Origin of the sequence: Promicromonospora panici, assembly GCF_900608595.1 — a bacterium.
Classification (GTDB): domain Bacteria; phylum Actinomycetota; class Actinomycetes; order Actinomycetales; family Cellulomonadaceae; genus Promicromonospora; species Promicromonospora panici.
The window spans coordinates 111595-135096 of record NZ_UWYY01000020.1 but is presented as its reverse complement, the minus strand read 5'-3'; the positions used below and the strand labels follow the sequence as shown (position 1 = coordinate 135096).

The following is a 23502-nucleotide window of genomic DNA, read 5'->3' as shown; positions in this document are numbered from 1 at the left end:
GGGTGAGACGACGACGCCGGAGTTGTTCGTGCAGACCGTCGCCGTGGACTTCCCCGACCCCGCCGACGACCCGGACGGGACACAGACCCGGGAGCTGATCACCGGTGTCCTGGAGAAGGCGGTCGCGGACGGCACCCTGGCCACCGGAGAAGGCGTGGTACTACGCGAGGCCCGGTTGTTGGACGCGGACCGGTTCCGGAGGGTGGCTAAGGCGTTCGCGTCGGTGACCGACCCGGACACCGACGAGGTGGATGATGACAAGGCCGCCGCCGGTGAGTTCCTGGACCTGGCCAAGACGTTCGGCGGCTACCACCTGGAAGGGTTCCTGACCGACGAGCACGGGCTGCTGGTGCAGACCGCGATCACCGCCGTCATGGGCGCACCGGCTGCGGAGGACACTCGGACGACCTCGCAGCGCAGGGCGCAGGGCCTGGCGGATGTCGCCCGGGTGGTGCTGGACACCAACCAGGCCTCCCCCGGGGCCGCGGTCGCGCCGCACCTGAACGTGACCGTGTCGTGGAAGGAGCTGGTCACCCAGGTCACCCGTACCCGGGACGGCCTGTGCCTGACCTGCGGGCAGGCCACGCCCGCACGCGGCACCCTGGCGGGCCTGGCGGGTGCGACCGGCACGACTGGCGTGGCGGGCGCGACCGGCACCACGGGCACCGCGGGTACTGCGGGCGCACCGGGCTGGGATGCCGCCGGCTGGGCCGCGGTCGGCACCACGACCCTGTCCGGGTTGCTGTCCACGCCCGGTCCGGTGTTCACCGAGACCGGCGGCCGGGTCCCCCGGGCGTTGCTGCGCCGTCTGGCGTGTGACAGCAGGATCACCCGGGTCGTGTTCGGCCCCGACGGCGCCGTCCTGGACGTCGGACGCGCCCAACGCACCGTGACCGGACAGATGCGCCGCGCCGTCATCGCCCGGGACCAGCACTGCGTGTATCCGGGGTGTGATCAGCCGCCGTCACGGTGCGAGGTCCACCACGCCGTCCGCCACTGGGCCGACGGCGGAAACACCTCCGTGGCCAACAGCGCGCTGCTCTGTTGGCATCACCATGCCCTGGTCGACGCCAAGGGCATCAGCATGCACTGGGCCGGCAAACCCACCCAGGACACCAGGACCACCGGTGCCAGCACCCTGGTGGAGACCGGGTGGGTGTTCACCGACGCCCGCGGCCACCGCATCCGCCTCCCCGACCCCATCGACGCCCTACCCCCACCCACCGACCCGACCACGGAGCCACCGGCCGCCGAAGCCGCCTGACCAACAGGCCAGGCGAACGCGTGCCGCGACCCGCCAGGTTGCCGGCCATCCAGCTCGTGCATGAGCTGGGGCCAGCACCTCGGCGAACTTGATCCTGTCCTCGAATGGCGGGCACCGATCAGCGGTCAGGCCGATCTCTCCAGGAAGCAGAGGATCCGACCTACGTGCGCGGTCACGACACCCGGACCTCTGCCCGCGTCCGCCCGGCCAGCGCGACGACGACTGCCGCCAGCACGCCAGTCAGCCCGAGCACTGCGGCGTACGCAGGCAGTCCCGCGACGTCGTACAGGGCCCACAGGAGCGCCCCGGTCGCCGACGACGCGACGGCCGCGGCGACAGCGTCGGCCACCTGCAGCGCCGACGACGCCGAACCCTGCTCGTGCGGCGCCGCGAGCTCGAGCGTCAGTACCGACAGCGTCGGATAGACCAGGCCCATCCCGCTCCCGGACAGCACCCAGAACGCCATCCCGAACCCGGCGGGCACGTCCGGAAGCACCAGGACTGCCGCACCGACCATTCCGAAGGCCAGCAGGCCGCCGCCCAGGCGCACGTAGCCGACGTGGCTCAGGTGCAACAGGTTGCGTCCGCGCACCCACGACGCGCCGGACCAGCCGAGCGCGCCCACCGTCAGGATCAGGCCGGCGCTGCCGGGGCTCAGATGCCGCTCGTGCACCAGGAGCAGGGGCAGCAGTACCTCCGCACCCACGAACGCCGCTGATACCAGGGCCCGGACCGACACCACGGCCGGCAGCCCTCGCCCGGCCCGCAGCACGGCGACGGCCAGGCGCAGCGCTTGCAGCAGTGGTCGCTCGGGCTGCCCGACGGCGGCCGTACCAGACGCGCCGGCGCCACTCCGACCTGTGCTGCTCGGACCTGTGCTGCTCGGACCCATCCCGTCCGGCACAGGATCGCCCCGGGTCATGTCTGCGGATGCACCGTCCGGCATCGAATCAACCTCGATCACGTCCGCCGATGAGCTGTCCGGCGCGAGACGGTTGCCATGGGCCGCCGTCAGGCCGGGCCGCATCAGGAGCGCCGCCGGGACGGTGAGGACCGCCGCGCCCAGGAAAACCCAGCGCCAGCCGAGGTGGTCCACGACGAGCCCGGCCAGCCCCGGCCCGACGATGGCGGGCACCACCCACGCGGCGGCGAACGCCGAGAACACCGCGGGGTGCCGCTCGGCGGCGAACACGCGCGCCACCAGCACGTACAGCGCGACGCCGTAGAGGCCGTTGCCGACACCCTGTACCGCGCGTCCCGCGATGAGGGTGCCCATGCCGGTCGCCGTCCCCGCGACGACCAGCCCGATGACGAAGAGCACCACACCGGTCCACATCGCCGGCGTCGGGCCGCTGCGGTCGCACCAGCGGCCGGCCACCAGCATGCCGACGACGCTGGTCGCGAACGCCACCGCGAACGCGAACGTGTAGTGCCGCAGCCCGTCGAGGTCGACGGCGACGGTCGGCATCGCCGTCGAGACGGCGAGGGCCTCGAACGCCCCGAGTGAGCAGAGCGCGACCATGCCGGCCAGGACGAGGCGCTGGGCGCCGCGGCCGAGCGCTCCCGGCGCTACCGGAGAGGCCGCAGGGGAGGACGAGGGCGACGGTGAAGAGCTCGACTCGGCGGACGGGAGGGTGGCGGTCACACCAGCACCACCTTGCCGGTGGTGCGGCGCTCCTCGAGGTCGCGGTGGGCCCGGGCGGCCTCCTCGAACGGCACGCGGTGCGTCGCCACGCGCCACCGGCCGGAGGCGGCGTTGGCCAGGGCGCGCTCCTGGTACGGTCGCTGGTCGCCCATCGGTGGAGCGTCCGGGCCGACGGCGTAGCGCACCTCGACCGGCGACTCGATCCGCTCGGCGCCCGCCCAGGAGGTGTACCGGTTGGGCGCGCCGGATGCCCAGCCGTACGCGACGAGCCGCCCGCCCGAGCTCAGCGGGTCGCCATCCGGCGACTCGCTCCCGAGCAAGGCGGTCGCTGCGGTTCCGAGGTCGCCTCCCACGCCGTCGAGCACGAGGGTCGCGGGGGAGGGCCCGAGGGCCGCACGCGCCGTGTCCGTCCAGCCGGGGGCGGAGTAGTCGACGAGGGCGAGTCGGCCGGGCTCGGAGCCGGCCGCGTCGCCGGTCAGCTCGCCCGCCGGTGAGCCGGTCAGCAGGTTTTGGAGCACCTTCAGCTTCGCCGCGCCGCCCGCGAGGGCGACGACACGCGCGCCGGCGTGCAGTGCCTCCTGCGCAAAAAGTGTGCCTAGCCCGCCCGACGCACCCGTCACGACCACGACGTCGTCCGCGGCCAGCTCCGCGATATCGAGGGTGTAGACGGCCATGCGGCCGGTGCCGATCATGGCGATCCCGTCGGCCGGTTCCAGCGGAGTGCCGCCGGGGCCGTCAGGGAGGGCGTGCAGCTTGTCGGCCCCGACGACGACCTTCCGGGCGTACCCGCCGCCGTCGGGCACCGGGCCGAGGTGAGCGGCGACCGGGTGCCCGGTCCAGGAGGGATCGACCCCGGCGCCGACGGCGGAGACGGTGCCACCGATCTCGCGGCCGGGGACCGTCGGGAGGGTCGGCAGGGGGAGCGGCGGGCCGGCCTCGCCGCGGCGGAGGCTCGTGTCGAGGAGGTGCACGCCGTGCGCCACCGCGTCGACGAGGACCTCGCCCGGGCCGGGGGTGGGATCCGGGATCTGCTCGAGCACGAGGACCTCGGGGGGCCCGAACGAGTGGTGTCTGATGGCGTCCATGCCGTCATCATTTAACCTGAACCAAAGTTGAGGTCAACCCCAACCCGCTTCGGCCGGTTCCGCGGTATCGGGTCGGCCTGATCGAGCGTTGTCGAGAGCCGTAGGAGGCCACTTCATGGACGCACCCAACCCCGCCGTCCCGTGGGACCGTGACGAGCTCACGGTCGGTGACCTGGCCGCCCGGAGCGGCGTCTCGGTGTCCGCGCTGCACTTCTACGAGCGCAAGGGGCTGATCGCGAGCCGGCGCACGTCGGGCAACCAGCGGCGCTACCGGCGCGAGACGTTGCGGCGGGTGGCATTCATCCGGGTTTCGCAGCGGGTCGGGATCCCGCTCGCGGACGTCGGCGCGGCGCTGGACACGCTGCCCGGCGACCGCACGCCGACCGCGAAGGACTGGCGCCGCATCTCGCAGGCGTGGCACGAGGACCTCGACGCCCGGATCGAGCAGCTGTCCCGGCTGCGCGACCACCTCACGGACTGCATCGGCTGCGGTTGCCTCTCGCTGCGCCGGTGCGCGCTGACCAACCCGCACGACGAGCTCGCAGAGGCAGGCCCTGGTCCGCGGACACTCCTGGTGGAGGGACTGGAGCAGGACGGGGTGTGAGGGTTGATGGCGTGCGTGACGACGGCAGAGCCGACGGCCCATTAGGCTCGCGGCCATGGCTTCCGCACTGCCCCGTGTCCTGGTGCTCAACGGTCCGAATCTCGGCCGGCTCGGCGTCCGCGAGCCCGAGATCTACGGGCACGCCTCGATGGCCGACCTCAAGGTCGCCGCCGCGCAGTGGGGCGACGAGCTTGGTCTGGAGGTCGAGGTGCGGCAGACCGACGGCGAGTCGGAGATCGTCGGCTGGCTCCACGAGGCGGTCGACGCCGGAGCCCACGTCGTGCTGAACCCGGCGGCGTTCACGCACTACTCCTATGCCCTGCGCGACGCCGCCGCCCAGGTCACCACGGCGAATCTGCTGCTGATCGAGGTGCACCTCTCCAATCCCGCGACGCGCGAGTCGTTCCGGCACTACTCGGTGGTGGCGGGCATCGCGACGGGCACGGTCGCTGGGTTCGGTTTCGACTCCTACCGGCTGGCGCTGTCGGCGATCGCGGCGAAGCTGAGGGCGTAGTCGGACTGGCTGGGTGTCGGCGCGTCCGCCGGAGAAGCGCGGTCTGGCGTCGCTGTCTTCAGACGTCGAGAAAGAGCGTCCAGACGTCGATAAGGTCCAGACCCGGTCCTCTCAACCGCTGACTGTGCTCGCGAGAGCGAGGATCGCCCCGGCTACCGCAAAACCCATGGCCAAGCGGATCCTGCGGAACTTCAGGGCGACGACGTGAGACAAGCGCCAGAGCTGATGTCTTGTTCGCGCGACGTGGTCGATGTCTTGTGCGTCGAGTGTTTCAGCCAATGCCGCGAGCGACGTGAACCGTGCGGCGTGACCCCAGTAGTGCACGCCGCCTTTCACGTCGACGCCGTGTACCGGGGCCAGACGGCGGAGCCGGCGAAATAGACGGCAAAGGCGCCTGCGGCTAGCCCGCTCCACCACATCGCTTGGCTCCAGGGGGCGAGTTCGTCGGGGCGCCACTCTCCGGCGACCAGTCCGGACAGTGCGGCGCCGAACCCGAGGCCGAGCACCGCGAGGATCACCGATGCCTTCTGGTCGGCCGAGATCACTTCGTCTCGAGCCTCCTGCAGCATGAGCTGTTCGACTTCGGCCGATTCCACCGTCGCAGGTTGCGCGCGTACTTCGTCACGTCTGCCGGACGCTCGTCTCCGCGCCTGATGCCTTAGCCGGTGAGAAGGATGCACGGGCCTCCGCTCCGGGTCTCAGTCTGATCTGCTGGAAGCCAGATTCTGTTGCGTATCCGCAACGGTACAGGTGAGAGGCTCACGACCTGATCGTTCGCGCAACCGTCGCGACGGGCACGGTCGCGGGGTCAGGGTTCGGCTCCTACCGGTTGGTGCTGTTGGCGATCCGGGTACAGTCGAAGGGCTGGACCTGGCGAGAAAGCATCAAGTCAAGCCCTCAGGCTTGAGTGGAATCGCTAAAGCCCCAGACCTTGAATAAAGCCACTAAAGCCTCTAGCCTTGTCTTGTGATAGTCCTGACCGTCGACCAGCGGGGCTCGACCTACGCGGCCGACCGTGTTCCTGAGATTCTCGCCGAGCTCGCGCGCCTGATCCGCGACCGGGATGGGCTCGTGGTGCCGTTCGAGCGCACCGTCGGCGACGAGATCCAGGGCATCCTCGAGGCGGGCCGCGCAGGTGCGGAGCTCGCCGTCGACCTCGCCCTTCACCTGCTGCGGGACCAGGGCTGGAGTATCGGCATCGGCGTCGGCCAGGTCGACGGACCCCTGCCTGTCGTCTCGCGGGAAGCGCGCGGGTTCGCCTTCTACCGTGCCCGCGACGCCGTCGAGCGGGCCAAGACCCGCAGCAAGGGCATGTCGGTGGCGGTGGAGGGCCCGCCGCCCGGCGCGCCGGACCGAGAAGCCCCGCCCCGGCCCGCCGCAGCCTCGCCCGCCGCAGGGGGCGCTGCAGAGAGCGCCGCGGCGGAGGTCACCGAACCAGATCTTGCCGCCGAGGTCGAGGCCCTGCTGCGTCTTCTCGCGGCGATTCGCGCGCGCCGGACTCCCCAAGGGTGGGAGGTGGCCGATACGCTCGCCTCGCTGCCGGACAAACCGGGGCGACAGCGGATCGTCGCCCAGGCCCTTGCCGTCAGTGAGCAGGCGGTGAGCCAGCGGGTCCGGGCGGCCCTCTGGCAGGAGGAAGAAGGGGTACGCCCGATAGTCGTACGGCTGCTCGCCGAGCTGAGCAGCTCCGTGATCGTCGCGCCGGAGGGCGTGACCGGACCGGTCACCGAACCGGGCAAACGCAAGAAGATGAAGCGCGCCACGAGCTGAGGGGAAACGTCACGCTGTGACCTGGGAAATGCTGGAGAACATCGACGGGTGGCGCTGGGCCGGGGCGATAGCGATCTGGCTGGTCACCCTGCTGCTGAGCGTCGTCGTGGGTTCGTGGGTCGTGCCCTGGGTGCTGCGCCAGGCCAGCGGGGGAGACCTGCCCTGGGCGCGGTACGAGCCGCTGATCCTGCCGCAGGCGCTGGAGCCGAACGGTGACGGAGGGGTTCCCCTGCCGGGTGAGTCGGGCGACGGCGGCGAGCCGCCGTCGGGCACCATGAATCCGCACGCCATGGCGATCCTGCGCGGCGGTGCGTGGCTCGGCATCCTGGAACGCCTGGCGATCACCGGCGCCTTGCTCGCCGGCTACCCGTACGGCATAGCGGTGGTGGTGGCGATCAAGGGCCTGGGGCGCTACGCGGAGCTGCGCGACCAGCCGATCGCGTCCGAGCGGTTCGTGGTGGGTACTCTCGCCTCGCTCATCTGGTCGGTCGCGACGGGCCTCCTGGGGCTCGTCGCGATCAATACCCTCGTGGTCTGACGGGCTCCGTCTGAAGGGCACACTCCGACCGGCGCCCTCTTCAGGGTCGGCCGGATCCGAGCCGTCCGTTAGACTTGATCGCTGCTGCTTGACCCCCGCTAGATCACCCCAGCCGCCGGCCCCCTGTCGGCATGCCCTGGGTACACCTTCACCGACACAGGAAGACGAACGTGGCTACCTCCAACGACATCAAGAACGGCACTGTGCTCCGCATCGACGGCAACCTCTGGTCGGTCATCGAGTTCCAGCATGTCAAGCCGGGCAAGGGTGGAGCGTTCGTCCGCACGAAGATGAAGAACGTGCTGTCCGGCAAGGTCGTCGACAAGACGTTCAACGCCGGGATCAAGGTTGAGACGGCCAACGTCGACCGCCGCGACTTCCAGTACCTGTACATGGACGGCGAGGACTTCGTCTTCATGGACACCGACACGTACGACCAGGTCAACGTGCCGGCCGCGACCGTCGGCGACGCGAAGGACTACATGCTCGAGGGCATGAACATCATGCTCGCCTCGAACGACGGCACGCCGCTCTACATCGAGCTGCCGACGTCCGTCGTCCTGGAGATCACGTACACGGAGCCGGGCCTGCAGGGCGACCGCTCCACCGGCGGCACCAAGCCGGCGACCCTCGAGACGGGTGCGGAGATCCAGGTCCCGCTGTTCCTCGAGCAGGGTGTCAAGGTCAAGGTGGACACGCGTACGGGTGACTACCTCGGTCGTGTCACGGACTGACCAGCGGCAGCTCCCCAGCGGGTTCTGTACCAGAGCCTGAGTAGCGGAGCCTGAGTAGCAGAGCCTCAGTAGCAGAGCCTCAGTAGCAGAGCCTCAGTAGCAAGCTCCAGTAGCAGAGAGAGACCATGGGCGCACGCACCAAGGCGCGTAAGCGCGCCGCCGACATCCTCTTCGAGGCGGAGCAGCGGGGCATCGACCCGCTGAAGCTCCTCGCCGACCGCGTGGCCGTCCCGCACACCGAGGCGGCCGTGCCGCAGTACACGGTCGAGATCGTGGAGGGCGTGGTCGCGCACCGCGACCGCATCGACGAGGTGCTGGAGACCTACTCGCAGGGCTGGACCCTGCAGCGCATGCCTGCCGTCGACCGCGCGCTGCTGCGGATCGGCTCGTGGGAGGTCCTCTTCAACGACGAGGTGCCCGACGCCGTCGCGCTGGACGAGGCGGTCGACCTCGCCGGCGACCTGTCCACGGACGACTCGCCGGCCTTCGTGAACGGCCTGCTCGGCCGGGTCAAGGACCTGAAGCCGACCCTGCTGGCCTGACGGCAGTATGACGGCCTGCGTGAACCGGCAGCACGCGTGAGCACCGGTCCCGGCGCCGAACGGTTCGACGAGCGACGTCTGCTCGTCGCCCTGTTCGGCGCCGGGACCGCTGCGTTCGCGCAGCTCTACGCGCCGCAGTCCGTCCTGCCCGACGCCGCCCGCGAGCTGGCGACGTCGGCCTCCGCGACGGCGCTGCTCGTCTCCGCGGCGACCCTCGGCCTCGCGGTCGGCGTGCTGCCCTGGGCCTGGGTCGCCGACCGCATCGGGCGGGTCCGGGCGATGACCGTGGCGATGCTCGGCGCGACGGCGGTCGGCCTCGCGGTCCCGTTCGCGCCGTCGTTCGGGATGATCGTCGCCGGGCGGGCGGTCGAAGGGCTGCTGGTCGCCGGCGTCCCGGCCGTGGCCATGGCGTACTTGACGGAGATGCTGCCGTCGGCCGTGGTGCCCCGCGCGGCAGGGACCTACGTGGCGGGCACGTCGATGGGTGGCCTGATGGGGCGGCTGGTCTCGGGCGGTGTCGCCGAGCTCTTCGGCTGGCGAGCCGGGGTGGGTGCCGTAGCGGTGGTCTGCCTGGTCGCGGCGGGCATGTTCGTCTGGCTGGCGCCGCGCGACCGCAAGCCGCGTGACCGCAAGCCGCGCGACGGAGTGCCGAGTGACGGCGGGCCGAGCGACGAGCACCCGCCGCGCGACGATGACGGGCCCCGGCGAGCCGGCCGGCTGCGCGCCCTGTTGAGCCCGCGCCTCCTCGTTCTGGACGCCCAGGGCCTGCTGCTCATGGGCGGCTTCGTCGCCGTCTACAACTACCTCGGCTTCCGGCTGGCCGACGAGCCGTTCGGCCTGTCGTCCGGCGTGGTGAGCCTCGTGTTTTTCGCGTACCTGGCGGGGACCTGGTCGTCGGCGCGTACGGGCCGCCTGGTGGTCCGGCACGGGCGCCGGCGGGTGCTGATCGTGTCGACCGGTGTGATGGCGGTCGGCGTGGTGGTCACGCTGTCCGGGTGGCTGCCGGTGGTGCTTGCGGGTCTGGTCGTGCTGACGGCGGGTTTCTTCGGGGCGCATGCCGTGGCCAGCGGGTGGACGCCGGTCGCGGCCCCCCAGGCCCGTACCCAGGCCGCCGCGGTCTACAACCTGGCGTACTACGCGGGGTCGAGCCTGTTCGGCTGGCTCGGCGGCGTCGGGTTCGCGCTGGCCGGCTGGTCGGGGACGGTGGGAATGGTGCTCGTGCTGGTGGCCGTCGCCGCAGGCCTGGCGGCGGCGGTGCTGCGGGACTGACGGAGGTCCCGACTGTGCAACCCAACGGTTGCATAGCCGCCCATGATGAGGCAAGATGGATGTGCAACCAAGGGGTTGCGCAGTGCATGCAAAACCCACTGCATGCGAAACCCACTGCACGCGGAACCCATCACAAGCGAAACTGTTGGAGGAACCCCATGACCACGACCCAGCCCCGCGCGACCATCGACCTCGAGGCGCGGTCCATCACCCGCACGGTCCGGGTCGCCGCCGGTCCCGATGCCGTCTGGCGCGCGATCTCCGAGCCCGAGCACGTCGCCGGCTGGTTCGGCGACGGCTGCGAGACCGACGACGGCGGCCCGCTCGTCGCCGGGTCCCGCGGCCGGCTGCACTTTGACGGCTACGGCTGGTTCGGGTTCGAGGTGACGCGCGCAGAACCGGGCCGTCTGCTCGCCTATCGCTGGGGCCAGTCGCCGGACGAGCCCGAGCGCATGACCGAGGCGGAGTTCACCCTGCGGCCCGATGGCGACGGCACTTACCTCACGGTGCACGAGACCGGCTTCACCGGTGCCACCGAGGACGACGTCCGCGCGGCCCTGGACGGCAACCGCGAGGGCTGGGACGGCGAGCTGGACGAGCTCGTCGAGTACATCGAGTCCCGGACGTGGTGAAGGTGCCACAAGAAGTGACACACGAGGTGACACACGAGGTGACAGAGGAGGTGACAGAGGAGGTGACACGGGCAAGGGCGTCGGCGAGGGCGGCGCCCGCACCGTCGCCCGTCGCCGCGTTCGCCGCCCTCGCCGACGAGACGCGCTGGACCGTGCTCGAGGCGCTGGCGGACGACGAAGCGGTCGGCTCCGGGGGGCTCACGGCGTCGGCCCTGGCCGAGCGCCTCCCGGTCACCCGGCAGGCGATCGCCAAGCACCTCGCCCTCCTCGAGGGCGCCGGCCTGGTCGAATCGGGGATGGTGGGCCGCGAGCGCCGCTTCCGGGCCCTGGGCGCGGAGCTGACGGCGCTGGGCCGGCGACTGGAGCGCATCGGGGACGCGTGGGAGGCGCGGCTGGGTCGTATCGCGACCATCGCGGAGGACCTGGAGCGCGGCTGAGGCCACGCCGGGTTGCCGAGGCGTCGACTGCCCTGAGTTCGGTCATGCCGTCGACCGAACTCGCGCACTGTGGCCGTCGGCCCTGGTGTGAGCAACGCCGCTTCCGCGCCCGGCCGCCCCGGCGTCCGGCACCTGTACGGCGCGTTAAGGTGGTGGCTGTCAGACTCCCTTTAATCCCGTCCTGTGAGGCGGAGAAGGAGGTCGCCAGATGAATCCTGGCAGCCGCATGCCCGAATCCAGCGCACCGTCGAGCCCCACGCCGGGCACGAACCCAACACCCGCCGGCGCAGCAGAACCGACGACAGCCGCGCGGACGGTGCTCGGTGAGGCCGACATCGCTCGAGCGCTGACCCGCATCGCGCACGAGATCGTCGAGCGGAACAAGGGCGCCGCCGATCTCCTGCTCCTCGGCATCCCGACGCGCGGCGTCCAGCTCGCCCACCGGCTGGCGGAGCGCCTGGCGCAGATCGAGCCCTCCTTCGGCGGCGAGTACGGCACGCTCGACGTGACGATGTACCGCGACGACCTCCGCCGCCAGCCCACGCGCGCCGTCGGGCAGACGGTCCTGCCGGGCAGCCTGGACGGCACTATCGACGACAAGGTGGTCGTCCTGGTCGATGACGTCCTGTTCTCGGGCCGCACCATCCGCGCCGCGCTCGATGCCCTGAACGACCTGGGCCGGCCCCGCGTGGTGCAGCTGGCCGCCCTGGTGGACCGCGGGCACCGGGAGCTGCCGATCCGCGCCGACTACGTGGGCAAGAACCTGCCGACGTCCCGCAGCGAGCGCGTGCGGGTCCGCCTGTCCGACGTCGACGGCGGGGCCGACTCCGTGGTGATCAGCGGGGTGACGCCGTGAAGCACCTGCTGACCACCCAGGGCCTGTCCAAGGACGACGCGATCCTGCTGCTGGACACGTCCGCGCAGATGGCGGCCACGCAGTCCCGCGAGAACAAGAAGCTGCCGACGCTGCGCGGGCGCACCGTCGTGAACCTGTTCTACGAGGACTCCACGCGCACCCGGATCTCGTTCGAGACGGCGGCCAAGCGGCTGTCCGCGGACGTGATCAACTTCTCGGCCAAGGGCTCCAGCGTGTCCAAGGGCGAGTCCCTCAAGGACACCGCCCTCACGCTGCACGCCATGGGGGCCGACGCCGTGGTGGTGCGCCACTCGGCGTCGGGCGCCGCGCACCAGCTCGCCCATGCGGGCTGGCTGGACGCGGGCGTGCTGAACGCGGGCGACGGCATGCACCAGCACCCCACGCAGGCGCTGCTGGACGCGTTCACGATCCGCCGGCACCTGGTGGGCAACGTCGGCGAGGACGGCCGGGGCACGGACACCTCCGCCGGCGCGGACCTGGCCGGGGTGCGGGTGGCGATCGTCGGGGACGTGCTGCACTCGCGCGTGGCCCGCTCGAACGTGTACCTGCTGCACACCCTGGGCGCCGAGGTGACGCTGGTCTCGCCGCCGACCCTGGTCCCGGTGGGCGTCGAGACGTGGCCGTGCCGGGTCTCCTACCACCTGGACGAGACGCTCGAGCAGTGGCAGCCGGACGCGGTCATGATGCTGCGGGTGCAGCGCGAGCGGATGTCGGGCGGCGCCGGCGGGGCGTTCTTCCCGAGCCCCATGGAGTACAGCCGCAAGTTCGGGTTCGACGCCCGCCGTCTCGCGGTGCTGCCGGACCACGCGATCGTGCTGCACCCCGGACCGATGAACCGCGGCCTGGAGATCTCGGCGGCCGCCGCCGACCATCCCCGGTCCGTGATCGTGGAGCAGGTGGCGAACGGCGTCGCCGTCCGGATGGCCGCCCTGTACCTGCTGTTGGCTGGAACTGACGAGAGGAACGCCCTGTGAGCACCCCTTCAACCACGGCCTACGTCCTGCGTGGGGTGCGTCCCTACGGCACGGACCCGGTCGACGTCGTGCTGGCGGACGGCGTGGTCGCCGCCATCGGCGCCCCCGGCACGGTCGAGGTGCCGGGCGGTGCCACGGAGATCCCGGCGTCGGGCCAGGTGCTGCTGCCCGGCCTGGTCGACCTGCACACCCACCTGCGCGAGCCCGGCCGGGAGGACGCCGAGACGGTGTTCTCCGGCACCCGGGCGGCCGCGGCGGGCGGGTTCACGGCGGTGCACGCCATGGCCAACACGACGCCGACGCAGGACACGGCGGGCGTCGTCGAGCAGGTGTACCGGCTGGGCCAGGAGGCCGGCTGGGTGGACGTGCACCCCGTCGGCGCGGTGACCGTGGGCCTGGGCGGTGAGCGGCTCGCCGAGCTGGGCGCCATGGCGGACTCCGCGGCCCGCGTCCGCGTCTTCTCCGACGACGGCAAGTGCGTGCACGACCCGGTGCTGATGCGCCGCGCGCTGGAGTACGTCAAGGCGTTCGACGGCATCGTGGCCCAGCACGCACAGGAGCCGCGCCTGACCGAGGGCGCGCAGATGAACGAGGGCATCGTGTCGGCGCAGATCGGCCTGACGGGCTGGCCCGCCGTCGCCGAGGAGTCGATCATCGCCCGCGACGTGCTGCTGGCCGAGCACGTGGGATCGCGCCTGCACGTGTGCCACCTGTCGACGGCCGGATCGGTGGAGATCATCCGGTGGGCCAAGGGACGCGGCATCAACGTCACCGCCGAGGTGACCCCGCACCACCTGGTCCTCACCGACGAGCTGGCCCGCGACTACGACCCGGTGTTCAAGGTGAACCCGCCGCTGCGCACCGCGAAGGACGTCGAGGCGGTCCGCGAGGGCCTGGCCGACGGCACCATCGACATCGTCGCCACGGACCACGCGCCGCACCCGGTCGAGGACAAGGACTGCGAGTGGGCGTCGGCCGCGTTCGGCATGACGGGCCTGGAGACGGCGCTGTCCGTCGTGCAGCAGACCATGGTGGACACCGGCCGCATGACCTGGGCGGACGTCGCCCGCGTGCTCTCGGAGAACCCCGCCCGGATCGGCCGGATCGACGGGGGCCAGGGCCGCGCGATCGCCGTCGGCGAGCCCGCCAACCTGACACTGGTGGACCCGGACGCCACCCGCGCGATCGACGGGCGCTCGCAGGTCACCGCGAGCGACAACACACCGTTCGCAGGCATGGAGCTGCCCGGCCGGGTCGTCGCCACGTTCCTGCGCGGCCGGGCCACGGTGCTGGACGGCGCTGTCGTCGAGAGCACGGGAACCGGCAGCGTCACCCTTGAAGGGGCCGCCCGATGAAGATCCTCGCCGTCGCCCTGCTGGTCGCCCTCGCGATCTTCCTGGTGCTGTACGTGACTCTCATCGGCCGGCGCCGGCTCGCGCAGCGCACCACCACCCTCGTGCCGGTGCCGCCGGCGATCCCGGGCACAGTCCCGGGCTCTGGCCCTGGCTCCGGAGGCCCGGGTACGGGCTCGGCCGCGAGCGGCGTCGGCCCCGTGCGGTTCGGCCCCCTGGAGGCGGTCTACGTCTCCACGACGCTGCACGGCGACTGGCTCGCCCGGGTCGGCGCGCACGGCCTGGGCGACCGGTCGAGCGCGCTGGTCTCGGTGCACGACGCCGGACCCGGGCAGGACGGCGGCGTCCTGATCGAGCGCGACGGCGCCCAGGACCTCTGGGTGCCCGTCAACGCGATCCGCAGCGCGGGTCTCGCGCCGGGCATGGCGGGCAAGTACGTGGGTACCGACGGCCTCGTCGTCCTCACCTGGGCGGTCCCGGAGGCCGACGGCGTCGCGGCGGCCCTGGTCGACACCGGCCTGCGCACCCGGCGTGCCGAGGACCGGGGCGGCCTCGTGGACGCCGTCCGATACGTGCTCGCCGCCCAGCAGGCCCAGCAAGCTCATAACCCCCCGCAGCACCCACAGCAGTACCCGTACCAGCAGGAGGCCCGGTGACCACCCCGATGACACCCGCAGCGACGAACCCTGCAGCTACCTCAGCGGCACTCGTCCTCGAGGACGGCACGACCTACCGCGGCCGGGCGTACGGCGCCACCGGCACCACGTTCGGCGAGATCGTCTTCTCCACCGGCATGACCGGCTACCAGGAGACGCTGACCGACCCGTCCTACCACCGGCAGATCGTCGTCATGACGGCCCCGCACGTCGGTAACACGGGCGTGAACGACGAGGACCCCGAGTCGAGCCAGATCTGGGTCTCCGGCTACGTGGTCCGCGACCCCGCACGCCGCGTCTCGAGCTGGCGTGCCCAGCACTCGCTCGGCGACGAGCTCGCGGAACAGGGCATCGTCGGCATCTCCGACGTCGACACCCGCGCCCTGACCCGCCGCCTGCGCGAGGAGGGCGTGATGCGCGCCGGCATCTTCTCCGGCGAGGACCTGGTCCAGGGTGGCTACCCGCGCCCCGTCGAGGAGCTCGTCGCACAGGTGCAGGCGTCGCCGCAGATGGCCGGTGCCGACCTGGCGCGCGAGGTCTCCACCACGGAGCCCTACACGGTGGAGCCGAGGGGCGAGTTCGAGGGCCGGGCTCCCGTCGCCACGGTCGTCGCCGTAGACCTCGGCATCAAGACCATGACGCCGGTACGCCTCGCCGAGCGCGGTGTGCGCGTCGTCGTCGTGCCCCAGGCCTCCACGATCGCCGACGTCGAGGCGGCCCTGCCCGGCGACGGCACGCCCGTCGGCGTGTTCTTCTCCAACGGCCCCGGCGACCCCGGCGCCGCCGGCCACGAGGTCGAGCTGCTGCGCGCGGTCCTGGACCGCGGGATCCCGTTCTTCGGCATCTGCTTCGGCAACCAGCTCCTGGGCCGGGCCCTCGGGTACGGCACCTACAAGCTCGGCTACGGGCACCGCGGCATCAACCAGCCGGTGCTCGACCGGACGACCGCCAAGGTGGAGGTCACCGCGCACAACCACGGCTTCGCGGTCGACGCGCCGCTCGACGAGTCCGGCTCCCAGGCCCCGCACGACGGTGGCCGGTACGGCCGCGTCGTCGTCTCCCACGTCGGGCTGAACGACCGCGTGGTCGAGGGCCTGACCTGCCTCGACCTGCCCGCGTTCTCCGTGCAGTACCACCCCGAGGCCGCGGCAGGCCCGCACGACGCCGCCTACCTGTTCGACCGGTTCGTCGGCCTCATGACGAACCCGGCGGCCTGGCCGCCTGCCATCAAGTCCCCGCAGTCAGCAGCCCAGATCACCACCGAGGAGAACCACTGATGCCTCGCCGCTCCGACATCTCCTCGGTCCTGGTCATCGGGTCCGGCCCGATCGTCATCGGCCAGGCCTGCGAGTTCGACTACTCCGGCACGCAGGCCTGCCGCGTGCTGAAGGAGGAGGGCCTGCGGGTCATCCTCGTGAACTCGAACCCGGCCACGATCATGACCGACCCCGAGTTCGCCGACGCCACCTACGTGGAGCCGATCACCACCGAGGTCCTGACCACGATCATCGCCAAGGAGCGCCCCGACGCCCTGCTGCCCACCCTGGGCGGCCAGACGGCGCTCAACGCCGCCATCGCGCTCGACGAGGCCGGGGTGCTCGAGAAGTACGGCGTCGAGCTCATCGGCGCCAACATCCCCGCCATCCAGAAGGGCGAGGACCGCCAGCAGTTCAAGGACGTCGTCGAGAAGTGCGGCGGCGAGTCGGCGCGCTCCGAGATCGTGCACTCGATCGACGAGGCCCTCAAGGCCGCGGAGATCCTCGGCTACCCGATGGTCGTGCGCCCGTCGTTCACCATGGGCGGCCTCGGCTCCGGCCTCGCCTACGACGAGGCGGACCTGCACCGCATCGTCGGGCAGGGCCTGCACTACTCGCCCACCACCGAGGTGCTCCTCGAGGAGTCCATCCTCGGCTGGAAGGAGTACGAGCTCGAGCTCATGCGCGACAAGCACGACAACGTCGTGGTCGTCTGCTCCATCGAGAACGTCGACCCCGTCGGCGTGCACACCGGCGACTCCGTCACCGTGGCCCCCGCCATGACGCTCACCGACCGCGAGTACCAGAAGCTGCGCGACATCGGCATCGCCGTGATCCGCGAGGTCGGCGTCGACACCGGCGGCTGCAACATCCAGTTCGCCATCGACCCCACCAACGGGCGCGTCATCGTCATCGAGATGAACCCCCGCGTGTCCCGCTCGTCCGCGCTCGCCTCCAAGGCGACCGGCTTCCCGATCGCGAAGATCGCCGCCAAGCTCGCCGTCGGCTACACGCTCGACGAGATCCCGAACGACATCACCAAGGTCACCCCCGCCAGCTTCGAGCCCACCCTCGACTACGTGGTCGTCAAGGTCCCGCGGTTCGCGTTCGAGAAGTTCCCCGCCGCCGACGACACGCTGACCACCACCATGAAGTCCGTCGGCGAGGCCATGGCGCTCGGCCGCAACTTCACCGAGGCCCTCGGCAAGGCCCTGCGCTCCATCGACAAGGGCGGCGTCCAGTTCCACTGGGACGGCGACGCCCCCTCCGGCGACGAGCTCGCGACCCTGCTCAAGGAGATCGAACGCCCCACCGAGGGCCGCATGGTCGCCGTCCAGCAGGCCCTGCGCTCCATCGGCCGGCCCGACGGCGCCACCCTCGAACAGGTCTTCGACGCCACCAAGATCGACCCGTGGTTCCTCGACCAGATCCAGCTCGTCAACGAGGTAGCCGCCGACGTCGCCGCCTCGCCCACCCTCACCGAGGACGTGCTGCGCCACGCCAAGCGGCACGGTCTGTCGGACGCCCAGATCGCGCGGCTGCGCGGCATGGGCCCCTCCGGCGAGGTCACCGTCCGCGAGATCCGCTACGCCCTCGGCGTCCGCCCCGTCTACAAGACCGTCGACACCTGCGCCGCCGAGTTCGCCGCCAAGACCCCCTACCACTACTCCAGCTACGACTCCGAGACCGAGGTCGCACCCCGCGAGCGCGAGGCCGTCATCATCCTCGGCTCCGGCCCCAACCGCATCGGCCAGGGCATCGAGTTCGACTACTCCTGCGTGCACGCCACCCTGGCGCTCGCGGACAAGTACGAGACCGTCATGGTCAACTGCAACCCGGAGACCGTCTCGACGGACTACGACACGTCCGACCGTCTGTACTTCGAGCCGCTGACCTTCGAGGACGTCCTGGAGGTCTACCAGGCCGAGCTCGCGGCGGGCCCGGTCAAGGGCATCATCGTGCAGCTCGGCGGGCAGACGCCGCTGGGTCTCGCGCGGCGCCTGGCCGAGGCGGGCCTGCCGATCCTGGGCACGAGCCCCGAGGCCATCGACGCCGCCGAGGACCGCGGGATCTTCGGCCAGGTTCTCCTGGACGCGGGCCTGCCGGCCCCGGCCTTCGGCACCGCGCGCTCGCTGGCGCAGGCGCGCGAGATCGCCGACCGCATCGGCTACCCCGTGCTGGTGCGCCCGTCGTACGTGCTGGGCGGCCGCGGCATGGAGATCGTCTACAGCGAGGAGCAGCTCACCGGGTACGTCGAGCGCGCGCTGGAGGCCGCAGCGGCGTCCCACGCCGACTCGGGCGCGCACGGCACGCTGGCCGCCCCTCTGCTCATCGACCGGTTCCTCGACGACGCGATGGAGATCGACGTCGACGCCCTGTTCGACGGCGAGGAGATGTTCCTCGGCGGCGTCATGGAGCACATCGAGGAGGCCGGCATCCACTCGGGCGACTCGGCCTGCGTGCTGCCCCCGGTATCGCTGAGCGAGACCGAGATCGCCCGCATCCGGCGCTCCACCGAGGCCATCGCCCGGGGCGTCGGGGTGCGCGGCCTGCTCAACGTCCAGTACGCGCTCGTGAGCGACGTCCTGTACGTCCTGGAGGCCAACCCCCGCGCGTCGCGCACGGTGCCGTTCGTCTCCAAGGCCACGGGTACGCCGCTGGCCAAGGCGGCGGCCCGCGTCATGGTGGGGGAGTCGATCGCCGACCTGCGCGCCGACGGCCTGCTTCCGGAGCACGACGGCGCCACGCTCGACCTCGGCGCGCCGCTCGCGGTCAAGGAGGCGGTGCTGCCCTTCAAGCGGTTCCGCACCAGCGGGGGCCTGGTGGTCGACTCGGTCCTCGGCCCGGAGATGCGTTCCACGGGCGAGGTCATGGGCTTCGACAAGGACTTCCCGCACGCCTTCGCGAAGTCGCAGGCGGCGGCGTTCGGCGGGCTGCCGACGTCGGGCACGGTGTTCGTGTCGGTGGCCGACAGCGACAAGCGCCACGTCGTCTTCCCGGTGAAGCGGCTGGTGGAGCTCGGGTTCCGCGTGCTGGCCACCGAGGGCACCGCCACCGTGCTGCGCCGCAACGGCATCGAGGCGACGGTGGTGCGCAAGCACACCGAGGGCCGCGGTCCGGACGGCGAGCTCACCGTGGTGGGGCTCATCACCGAGGGCCAGATCGACCTGGTGGTGAACTCGCCCTCGGGCCAGGGCGCCCGCGCCGACGGCTACGAGATCCGGGCGGCCACGACGGCGGCCGACAAGCCGATAGCGACCACGGTGGACCAGCTCGCGGCCGCGGTGCAGGGCATCGAGGCGGTGCTGGCCGGACCGTTCGAGGTGGCGAGCCTGCAGGAGCACATGGCAGCGACGGCGGCCCGGCTGGCGGCGGCCCAGGTCGCGGCGGGAGCGGGCGCGTGAGTGGCGCCAAGCCCTTCGGCGCCCGCCTCGCCGCCGCGATGGACGCGCACGGCCCGCTGTGCGTGGGGATCGACCCGCACGCGTCGCTCCTTCAGGCCTGGGGCCTGCGGGACGACGTCGACGGGCTGCGCGAGTTCTCCCTGCGGGTCGTGGACGCGCTCGGCGGCAAGGTCGCGGCGTTCAAGCCGCAGGCCGCGTTCTTCGAGCGGCACGGCTCGCGGGGCGTCGCCGTGCTGGAGGAAGTGATCGCGGCGGCGCGCGCCGCCGGGCCGGGTAGCTCGAACGGCTCAGGCAGCTCGGGCACGCTGACCATCGTGGACGCCAAGCGCGGCGACATCGGCTCGACGATGGGTGCCTACGCCGAGGCGTTCCTCGCGGACGGCTCGCCCCTGGCCGGGGATGCCCTCACCGTATCGCCGTACCTCGGGTTCGGCTCGCTGCAGCCGGCCGTCGACCTGGCGTCCGCGACGGGCCGCGGGCTGTTCGTCCTGTGCCTCACCTCCAACAAGGAGGGCTTCGAGGTGCAGCACGCCCGCACGGAGGCGTCCGCTGAGCTGGGCACCGCAGAGATGGGCCCTGCTGAGACCGGTGTCACCGAGCTCGGCAGAGCCGTCGGGGGCACCGTGGCCGCCCTGATGGCGGCGCGCGCCGCGGTGCTCAACGCGGGGGCCGAACCGATGGGCTCGGTCGGCCTCGTGGTGGGTGCCACGATCGGCGACGCCGTCGGCGCCACAGGGACGGACCTGGTGGCCGTCAACGGGCCCCTGCTGGCCCCCGGGGTGGGTGCCCAGGGGGCGGGGGAGCGGGAGCTCGCCACGACCTTCGGGGACGCCCGACGCAACGTGCTGGCGTCGTCGTCGCGCGCTGTGCTCGCTGCCGGGCCGGACCCGGACGCGCTGGTGAGGGCCGCACGAGCGGCCGCTCACGAGGCGACCACGGCCTTGCGAGGCTGAAAACTGGTCAGCAGGACAAAGCGCCCTCGATCCCTATGGATCGAGGGTGCTTTCATGTGAAATGTACTAAATGCCGTAAAGCCGGGGTGCATGAGTTTTCACGAAGTGGCGTTCTGCGATTGCCGACCACTGAGGCGGTGGCTACTTTCGATGCAGCAGTTCACACCAGACCGGTTGCGGACCAGGTCACGGACTTGGGCATCCGGCCCGAGCGAGGACCGGATCCGAGCCAGGAGACCGGTCGAGACACGAGTAGGTGACTTGCGTGGCACTACCTCCCCTCACACCCGAGCAGCGTGCGGCAGCACTCGAGAAGGCCGCAGAGGCGCGACGCGCGCGGGCAGAGATCAAGAACAAGCTCAAGTACTCGCAGGGCTCCCTCAAGGAGGTCATCGAGCAGGGCCAGAAGGACGACGTCGTGGGCAAGCTCAAGGTCGTCTCGCTGCTCGAGTCGCTGCCTGGGGTCGGTAAGGTTAAGGCGAGGGCGATCATGGAAGAGATCGGGATCGCCGAGACCCGCCGCGTCCGAGGCCTCGGACCGCACCAGACGGCGGCGCTCATCGAGAGGTTTGGCTGAGATCAGTAAGACACAACTCGCACGGCTGACCGTGCTCGCAGGCCCCACCGCGGTGGGCAAGGGCACGGTCTCCGCTGATGTGCGGGACCGTTATCCGCAGGTCTGGCTCTCCGTGTCGGCGACCACCAGGTCGCCGCGCCCGGGCGAGGTGGACGGAGTGCACTACATGTTCGTGTCGCCGGAGGAGTTCGACCGTATGGTCGCCGCCGGCGAGATGCTCGAGTGGGCCGTGGTGCACGGTCGTAACCGGTACGGGACACCACGGCGGCCGGTCGAGCAGAAGCTCGCCGCCGGGGTCCCCGTCCTCCTGGAGATCGACCTCCAGGGGGCGCGCCAGGTGCGCGACGCGGTGGCGGCCTCGGGCCTCGAGGCCCGGTTCGTCTTCCTCGCCCCGCCGAGCTTCGACGAGCTGGTCCGCCGGCTCGTCGGGCGCGGCACCGAGGACTCGGAGGAGCGCGAGCGCCGGCTCGCCACCGCACGGGTCGAGCTCGCCGCCGAGAAGGAGTTCGACGTCACGATCGTGAACGACGACGTGCACCGCGCGACGGACGAGCTCGTCTCGGTGATGGGTGTGGGTTCCACCACATCTGTCGCGGGCTAGCGGAACGGCGTCGTGCCTGGCGCCTGCGAGCGATACCCCCGAGCGATCGAGCAGGTAGACTCGTCCCTCGGACTTTATGTAGTACATCAGCCAGCCACCTCAGACTTCTGGAGCTTCACCATGGCCGGAACCGTCGCCGCCCCCGAGGGCATCACCGACCCGCCGATCGACGAGCTGCTCGAGCGCATCGACTCGAAGTACGGCCTCGTGCTGTACGCCTCCATGCGCGCCCGTCAGATCAACGCGTACTACTCGCAGCTCAACGAGGGCCTGCTGGAGAACGTGGGCCCGCTCGTCGAGACCCGCAACCAGGAGAAGCCGCTCTCCATCGCGATGCGCGAGATCACCCAGGGCCTCCTCACCATCGAGGAGGTCGACCCGGCGGAGGTCCAGGCGCAGGCCGACGCCGCTGCGGCCGCCAAGGCGGAGCAGCCGCTGCCCGAGTTCCCGGCCTGACCGGTCTCGACACGCGGCCCTGAGCTTCCCGATGAGCCTGTCGTCGAACGTGCCGAAGGGCGATCACCGATGAGGATCCTCCTCGGCGTGACCGGGGGGATCGCCGCGTACAAGGCGGTGCTCCTGCTGCGTCTGCTGCGCGAGCAGGGGCACGCCGTGCGGGTGATCCCCACCCGTGCGGCCCTGGAGTTCGTGGGCGTCCCGACGTTCGAGGCGCTTTCGGGTGAGCCCGTCAGCACCGAGGTGTTCGACGACGTTCCCGGCGTTCAGCACGTGGCGCTGGGCAAGGGCGCCGACCTCGTGATCGTCGCCCCGGCGACCGCCGACTTCATGGCGCGCGCCGTCGCCGGCCTGGCCGACGACCTGCTGACGACCACGCTGCTCGCGGCCCGCTGCCCGGTGGTGTTCGCCCCGGCGATGCACACCGAGATGTGGGACCACCCCGCGACGCGGGCCAACGTGACCACCCTCCGTGAGCGTGGGGTGCACGTGATCGAGCCGGCGTCGGGCCGCCTGACCGGCGTGGACACCGGCCCCGGCCGGCTGCCCGAGCCGGAGGACATAGCGCGCGAGGCGCTCTCGCTGGTGCAGCCCTCGTTGGTCGGACGTCCGTTGGTCGAGCCTGTCGAGACCCCCGAACCTCGCGACCTCGCCGGCCGCCGTGTCGTCATCTCCGCGGGCGGCACCCGGGAGCCCATCGACCCGGTGCGGTTCATCGGCAACCGGTCCAGCGGCCGGCAGGGCGTAGCCCTCGCGCAGGCCGCCGCCGCGCGGGGTGCGGACGTGACGCTGGTCGCGGCGAACCTCGCCGCGGACGTCACGGATCAAGTCATCGCGGGTCCGCAGCCCTGCTCCGTGGTCCGGGTGGAGTCGACGGCGGAGCTGCGCGACGCCGTGCGGGCCGCCGGCGCGGACGCGGACGTCATCATGATGGCCGCGGCGGTCGCCGACTTCCGCCCCGCCGCCACGCCCGACGCGAAGATCAAGAAGGTGCCCGGCCAGGGTCCCGCGCCGATCGTGCTGGTCGAGAACCCCGACATCCTTGCGGAGCTCGCCCACGAGCGGCTGCGCGCCGGCCAGGTGGTGGTGGGCTTCGCCGCCGAGACCGGGGACGAGTCCGGTAGCGTGCTGGACCACGGCCGCACCAAGGCGCGGCGCAAGGGCGCCGACCTGATCGCGGTGAACGCCGTCGGCGCCGGGCGCGGGTTCGGCACCGAGGGCAACGAGGTCACCATCCTGGACGGGACCGGCGACGTCGTCGGGCAGGCGTCCGGGTCCAAGCGCGAGGTGGCGGACGCCCTGTGGGACGCCGTCGCCAAGCTGCTGCCGTGAGCACAGCGCGACTGTGACACAGGTGGTGAC

Annotated in this window: 25 protein-coding genes; 21 read left to right on the top strand and 4 right to left on the bottom strand. The window is 71.6% G+C overall.

All coding sequences use genetic code 11. From position 1 onward, the window contains the following. Positions 1-1264, top strand: a 1264-nt coding sequence (locus tag EW117_RS22580; RefSeq protein WP_242504458.1) for an HNH endonuclease signature motif containing protein, incomplete at its 5' end; no start/stop codon positions are given. Between the two features lie 172 nt (positions 1265-1436). On the opposite strand, the gene EW117_RS22575 is transcribed toward EW117_RS22580, so the two are convergent. Continuing rightward, the gene (locus tag EW117_RS22575; RefSeq protein WP_129788938.1) at positions 1437-2909 is read right to left on the bottom strand and encodes an MFS transporter; all 1473 of its coding nucleotides are present in this window, start codon (positions 2907-2909) and stop codon (positions 1437-1439) included. Then, entirely contained in the window at positions 2906-3994 is a 1089-nt protein-coding gene (locus EW117_RS22570) for a zinc-binding dehydrogenase (protein WP_129788937.1), read from the bottom strand. Before EW117_RS22570 ends, EW117_RS22575 begins: the two co-directional genes overlap by 4 nt. Positions 3995-4109: 115 nt before the next feature. On the opposite strand from EW117_RS22570, the gene soxR reads away from it, so the two are divergent. Together soxR and EW117_RS22560 are read left to right on the top strand one after the other, a co-directional pair. Continuing rightward, a complete protein-coding gene (gene soxR, locus EW117_RS22565; RefSeq protein ID WP_129788936.1) occupies positions 4110-4598 on the top strand; it encodes a redox-sensitive transcriptional activator SoxR in 489 nt (162 codons plus the stop codon). A 55-nt stretch (positions 4599-4653) separates the two neighbouring features. Further along, entirely contained in the window at positions 4654-5112 is a 459-nt protein-coding gene (locus EW117_RS22560) for a type II 3-dehydroquinate dehydratase (RefSeq protein ID WP_129788935.1), read from the top strand. Positions 5113-5223: 111 nt separating this feature from the next. Here the strand turns inward: EW117_RS22560 and EW117_RS30860 are convergent, their stop codons facing one another. Beyond that, positions 5224-5436 (bottom strand): Pycsar system effector family protein, encoded by a 213-nt coding sequence (locus tag EW117_RS30860; protein WP_422891470.1) that lies wholly within the window; start codon positions 5434-5436, stop codon positions 5224-5226. Positions 5437-5444: 8 nt separating this feature from the next. Further along, on the bottom strand, positions 5445-5708 hold the full coding sequence (locus EW117_RS22555) for a Pycsar system effector family protein (RefSeq protein WP_129788934.1): 264 nt from the start codon (positions 5706-5708) through the stop codon (positions 5445-5447). Between the two features lie 370 nt (positions 5709-6078). On the opposite strand from EW117_RS22555, the gene EW117_RS22550 reads away from it, so the two are divergent. From EW117_RS22550 to coaBC, 18 genes are all read left to right on the top strand, one after another. Further along, a complete protein-coding gene (locus EW117_RS22550; RefSeq protein ID WP_242504457.1) occupies positions 6079-6882 on the top strand; it encodes a hypothetical protein in 804 nt (267 codons plus the stop codon). A 16-nt stretch (positions 6883-6898) separates the two neighbouring features. Further along, entirely contained in the window at positions 6899-7420 is a 522-nt protein-coding gene (locus EW117_RS22545) for a hypothetical protein (protein WP_242504456.1), read from the top strand. Positions 7421-7590: 170 nt separating this feature from the next. Beyond that, positions 7591-8154, top strand: a complete 564-nt coding sequence (efp, locus tag EW117_RS22540; protein ID WP_129788933.1) for an elongation factor P — start codon at positions 7591-7593, stop codon at positions 8152-8154. A 125-nt stretch (positions 8155-8279) separates the two neighbouring features. Next, a complete protein-coding gene (gene nusB / locus EW117_RS22535; protein WP_129788932.1) occupies positions 8280-8696 on the top strand; it encodes a transcription antitermination factor NusB in 417 nt (138 codons plus the stop codon). Positions 8697-8732: 36 nt separating this feature from the next. Then, complete coding sequence (locus EW117_RS22530; protein ID WP_129788931.1) at positions 8733-9965, top strand: MFS transporter; 1233 nt, start codon at positions 8733-8735, stop codon at positions 9963-9965. A gap of 158 nt (positions 9966-10123) precedes the next feature. Beyond that, positions 10124-10597 (top strand): SRPBCC domain-containing protein, encoded by a 474-nt coding sequence (locus EW117_RS22525; RefSeq protein ID WP_165362821.1) that lies wholly within the window; start codon positions 10124-10126, stop codon positions 10595-10597. Between the two features lie 62 nt (positions 10598-10659). Next, a complete protein-coding gene (locus tag EW117_RS22520) occupies positions 10660-11034 on the top strand; it encodes an ArsR/SmtB family transcription factor (protein WP_129788929.1) in 375 nt (124 codons plus the stop codon). Between the two features lie 208 nt (positions 11035-11242). Continuing rightward, on the top strand, positions 11243-11890 hold the full coding sequence (gene pyrR / locus EW117_RS22515) for a bifunctional pyr operon transcriptional regulator/uracil phosphoribosyltransferase PyrR (protein WP_242504455.1): 648 nt from the start codon (positions 11243-11245) through the stop codon (positions 11888-11890). After that, on the top strand, positions 11887-12885 hold the full coding sequence (locus EW117_RS22510) for an aspartate carbamoyltransferase catalytic subunit (RefSeq protein WP_129788928.1): 999 nt from the start codon (positions 11887-11889) through the stop codon (positions 12883-12885). The genes pyrR and EW117_RS22510 overlap by 4 nt, the downstream gene beginning before the upstream one ends. Further along, positions 12882-14240 carry a dihydroorotase gene (locus EW117_RS22505; protein WP_129788927.1) on the top strand — a complete coding sequence of 453 codons (1359 nt, stop codon included), beginning with the start codon at positions 12882-12884 and terminating at the stop codon, positions 14238-14240. The genes EW117_RS22510 and EW117_RS22505 overlap by 4 nt, the downstream gene beginning before the upstream one ends. Further along, complete coding sequence (locus EW117_RS22500) at positions 14237-14893, top strand: PH-like domain-containing protein (RefSeq protein ID WP_129788926.1); 657 nt, start codon at positions 14237-14239, stop codon at positions 14891-14893. The genes EW117_RS22505 and EW117_RS22500 overlap by 4 nt, the downstream gene beginning before the upstream one ends. Before the next feature lie 8 nt (positions 14894-14901). After that, positions 14902-16170 carry a glutamine-hydrolyzing carbamoyl-phosphate synthase small subunit gene (carA, locus tag EW117_RS22495; RefSeq protein ID WP_129788954.1) on the top strand — a complete coding sequence of 423 codons (1269 nt, stop codon included), beginning with the start codon at positions 14902-14904 and terminating at the stop codon, positions 16168-16170. Next, positions 16170-19553: a carbamoyl-phosphate synthase large subunit gene (gene carB / locus EW117_RS22490; protein ID WP_129788925.1), complete on the top strand. Its 3384-nt coding sequence runs from the start codon at positions 16170-16172 to the stop codon at positions 19551-19553. Before carA ends, carB begins: the two co-directional genes overlap by 1 nt. A gap of 38 nt (positions 19554-19591) precedes the next feature. Continuing rightward, on the top strand, positions 19592-20506 hold the full coding sequence (gene pyrF / locus EW117_RS22485) for an orotidine-5'-phosphate decarboxylase (RefSeq protein WP_129788953.1): 915 nt from the start codon (positions 19592-19594) through the stop codon (positions 20504-20506). A gap of 265 nt (positions 20507-20771) precedes the next feature. Then, positions 20772-21083 carry an integration host factor, actinobacterial type gene (gene mihF, locus EW117_RS22480; protein WP_129788924.1) on the top strand — a complete coding sequence of 104 codons (312 nt, stop codon included), beginning with the start codon at positions 20772-20774 and terminating at the stop codon, positions 21081-21083. Then, positions 21076-21684 carry a guanylate kinase gene (gene gmk, locus EW117_RS22475; RefSeq protein ID WP_242504454.1) on the top strand — a complete coding sequence of 203 codons (609 nt, stop codon included), beginning with the start codon at positions 21076-21078 and terminating at the stop codon, positions 21682-21684. The genes mihF and gmk overlap by 8 nt, the downstream gene beginning before the upstream one ends. A gap of 120 nt (positions 21685-21804) precedes the next feature. Then, positions 21805-22140: a DNA-directed RNA polymerase subunit omega gene (gene rpoZ, locus EW117_RS22470; RefSeq protein WP_129788923.1), complete on the top strand. Its 336-nt coding sequence runs from the start codon at positions 21805-21807 to the stop codon at positions 22138-22140. Positions 22141-22209: 69 nt separating this feature from the next. After that, entirely contained in the window at positions 22210-23472 is a 1263-nt protein-coding gene (gene coaBC, locus EW117_RS22465; RefSeq protein WP_129788922.1) for a bifunctional phosphopantothenoylcysteine decarboxylase/phosphopantothenate--cysteine ligase CoaBC, read from the top strand. The last annotated feature ends 30 nt before the right edge of the window (positions 23473-23502 follow it).